This is a genomic window from Microbacterium sp., from assembly GCF_031988965.1.
Taxonomy (GTDB): domain Bacteria; phylum Actinomycetota; class Actinomycetes; order Actinomycetales; family Microbacteriaceae; genus Microbacterium.
Window position 1 is genome coordinate 1 of sequence record NZ_DALZXX010000216.1, and the last position, 3,385, is coordinate 3,385.

At 69.2% G+C, this 3,385-nt stretch carries 4 protein-coding genes and 1 pseudogene; 3 read left to right on the plus strand and 2 right to left on the minus strand.

Features of this window, described 5'->3' with window-relative positions; translation table 11 throughout:
- Positions 1-489 (minus strand): annotated as a pseudogene (locus RTM68_RS17760) (hypothetical protein); the annotation flags it as partial.
- 132 nt (positions 490-621) lie between these two features.
- Between RTM68_RS17760 and RTM68_RS17765 the strand changes: the two are divergent.
- From RTM68_RS17765 to RTM68_RS17775, 3 genes are all read left to right on the plus strand, one after another.
- Positions 622-1,251, plus strand: a complete 630-nt coding sequence (locus tag RTM68_RS17765; protein ID WP_312173516.1) for a hypothetical protein — start codon at positions 622-624, stop codon at positions 1,249-1,251.
- Positions 1,252-1,482: 231 nt separating this feature from the next.
- A complete protein-coding gene (locus tag RTM68_RS17770) occupies positions 1,483-2,244 on the plus strand; it encodes an SDR family NAD(P)-dependent oxidoreductase (protein WP_312173518.1) in 762 nt (253 codons plus the stop codon).
- A 28-nt stretch (positions 2,245-2,272) separates the two neighbouring features.
- Positions 2,273-3,103 (plus strand): NAD(P)-dependent oxidoreductase, encoded by an 831-nt coding sequence (locus RTM68_RS17775; RefSeq protein WP_312173521.1) that lies wholly within the window; start codon positions 2,273-2,275, stop codon positions 3,101-3,103.
- Between the two features lie 16 nt (positions 3,104-3,119).
- Here RTM68_RS17775 and RTM68_RS17780 read toward each other — a convergent pair.
- A partial coding sequence (locus RTM68_RS17780; protein WP_312173524.1) for a TSUP family transporter occupies positions 3,120-3,385 on the minus strand: 266 nt, incomplete at its 5' end.

The following is a 3,385-nucleotide window of genomic DNA, read 5'->3' on the forward strand; positions in this document are numbered from 1 at the left end:
CGAGCCGGTCGACCGCCGGCGGGGTGTGCAGCTCGTCGGGCACCGCGACTCCGCGTGCCCCGGCGTTCGCGATGCGCGAGGCAGGGTCCCAGGTCCACGGGCACTCCTCGACGGGCAACGCCTCGTGCATCGTGCGCAGAGCGGCGCCGACCGCGCGGACAGCGATCTCTGCGGAGTCGCGCCATCGCGCGTCGACCGCGCTTTGGCGGCGGTGACGAGCCACTCGTGCTCGGCATCCGACCCCTGATCGAGCACCTCGGGCACCGGGACCCAGCGCCGCGCCCACCGCATCCGCTCGGCCTCGTCGCGCATGGTCGCCTCGAGGTCGTGCGGTCCCCACTTGATGAAGCGGCCGTCGTCGGTGCGGAAGGTGAGGCCGCCGATGCCGTTGAGCCAGACCGGTTCGAGAGCGGCTCCGGCGGCGAGCCGCTGCACGACCTCGGGCACCTCGGTGGAGGCGGGCGGGACGGAGGCGAGCGGCAGGTTCATGTTCCCATCCTGGCAGGCTGAGCAACGTATGCCGGTATACACGTATACTCCCGGATTTGCCTCCTGACCTTCGATTAGTGTCGGATCCGGTCGCGCTCTGCGGCCGCATCATCAATCACACCAGAGGTCTCCGTGCGCGTTTCGTCCCGGTCTCAGTGGTGGCGACGCAACGGCAGCGATGCCGACGCGGCGTCGTCCGCCCCGGCAGCCGACGACGCCTCAGAACGACTCGCGGTCGACCTCCCGAAGGCCACGGCGGTCTCCCCGCCCACGGCCGACGAACAGGATCTCGACCAGTTCGTGAAGTGGATCCACGCCGATGCCAGTGCTCCCACGACCACGCCCGAGTCCGCACATCCCGAGACCATCCTGACCACAGAGGAGTACCCGAACATGAGCTCACTGGACGACGCGCTGCAGCAGCTGCTCGCCATCGAGGGCGCCACCGGCGCAGCCATCGTCGACTACGCGAGCGGCATGGCCCTGGCGCAGGGCGGCAACCCCTCGTTCGACCTCGGCATCGCCGCGGCCGGCAACTCGAACGTCGTGCGCGCCAAGCTCGTCACGATGCGCGACCTGGGGGTCACCGATGAGATCGACGACATCCTCATCACGCTGACCTCGCAGTACCACCTGATCAACGTGCTCAACACGAAGAACGCGAACGGGCTCTTCATCTACCTGGTGCTCACCAAGACCTCGGCGAACCTCGCTCTCGCGCGTCACAAGCTCAAGGCGATCGCCGCGCAGATCGAGGTCTGAACGGTTTTCTGGGGCGGCGCATCCACCCGAGAAGCGCCGAGTCGAAGGGGAAGGCCCGTGGGGGGCCTTCCCCTTCGGTGCGTCCGGGGTGCCGATCCCGCAGCGCCCGAGGGGGCGCGGCGGTCGTGACGTAGGCTCGGGGGACGACCCCAGCCTCGGGTGGGCGCTCCCGTCGATGGGACTCCGGATCAGATAGGCTGACACCGAGTCGCACGTTCGAAGGAGAACCGCATGCAGATCCAGGGCTCGAGTGCTCTCATCACCGGCGGAGCGTCGGGATTGGGCCTGGCCACCGCTCGCACGCTCGCCGCAGCGGGTGCCGTCGTCACGATCCTCGACCTGCCGTCATCGGCGGGGGCGGACATCGCCGCCGAGCTCGGCGGCGTCTTCGCGGGCGGAGACGTGACGAGCGCCGAGGATGCGGCGGTCGCCGTGGCCGCCGCCCAGGCCCAGGCTCCGCTGCGCATCGTCGTGAACTGCGCCGGCATCGCCCCGCCCGCCAAGGTGCTCGACCGCGAGGGCAATCCGGCCGTGCTCGCCGACTTCGAGCGCATCGTGCGGATCAACCTCGTCGGCACCTTCAACGTGCTCTCGCAGGCATCCGCCGTGATCGCGAAGAACGACCCGACCGAGAGCGGGGACCGCGGCGTCATCGTCAACACCGCGAGCGTCGCCGCATTCGACGGGCAGATCGGTCAGCCGGCCTACTCGGCGTCGAAGGGCGGCGTGCATGCCATGACGCTGCCGGTCGCGCGCGAGCTCGCCCGCTACGGCATCCGTGTCTGCACGATCGCTCCCGGCATCATGGAGACCCCGATGCTGATGGGGCTTCCGCAGGCGGCCCAGGACTCGCTCGGTCAGCAGGTGCCGTTCCCGTCGCGCCTCGGCCGACCCGATGAGTATGCGTCGCTCGTGCAGCAGATCGTCGAGAACGGCTACCTCAACGGCGAGACGATCCGCCTCGACGGCGCGATCCGCATGGCGCCGAAGTAACCGGACATCCCTACCCCGAGGAGAAGACATGTCACTGGCAGGCAAGACCATCCTGATGTCCGGCGGCAGCCGTGGCATCGGACTCGCGATCGCGCTGCGCGCGGCGGCCGACGGCGCGAACATCGCGATGCTCGCGAAGACCGACACCCCGCACCCCAAGCTCGAGGGCACCGTGCACTCGGCTGCCGAGCAGATCAGGGCGGCCGGCGGCCAGGCGCTGCCGATCGTCGGCGACGTGCGCGACGATGACGACATCACCGAGGCCGTGCTCAAGACGCAGGGCGAGTTCGGCGGCATCGACATCGTCATCAACAACGCCAGTGTGATCGACCTCTCGCGCTCGCTCGACCTCGGCGCGAAGAAGTACGACCTGATGCAGGACGTCAACGTGCGCGGTACCTTCATGCTGTCGCGCGCGGCCGTGCCGATGCTCAGGGATGCCGAGAACCCGCACATCCTGTCGCTCTCGCCGCCGCTCAACCCCACGCCGAAGTGGCTCGGTGCCCACACCGGCTACACGCTCGCGAAGTTCGGCATGACGATGGTCACGCTCGGCCTCGCGGCGGAGTTCGCCCGCGACGGGATCGCCGCGAACACGCTCTGGCCGCGCACCACGATCGCCACGGCCGCCGTGCAGAACCTGCTCGGGGGTGACAAGGTGATGGCGGCGAGCCGCACGGCCGACATCTACGCCGACGCGGCCTATGCGGTGCTGCTCAAGCCCGCCGCCGAGTACACCGGTCAGTCGCTCATCGTCGAAGACGTGCTCGAGGCCGACGGTGTGACCGACTTCTCGCGGTACGCCGCTGTGCCGGGCACGCCCGACGACCGCCTGTTCCCCGACATCTTCCTCGACTGAGGGCGCCGGCGCGCGGTCAGAAGAGCAGGTAGACGGCGCCGACGATCGTCAGTGCGATGACGATGCGGTCGAACAGCGCCTGGTTCATACGCTTCGCCAGGCGGATGCCGCCGAGCGCGCCGATCACGACGAGCGGCGCGAGCACGGCATCCATCAGCAGCACGTGGCCCTCGAACAGCCCGAGCCCTGCGAGGAACGGGATCTTCACCAGGTTGATGATCGCGAAGAACCAGGCCGAGGTGCCGAGGAAGACCTGCACCGGCGTGCGCGTCGCGAGGAAGT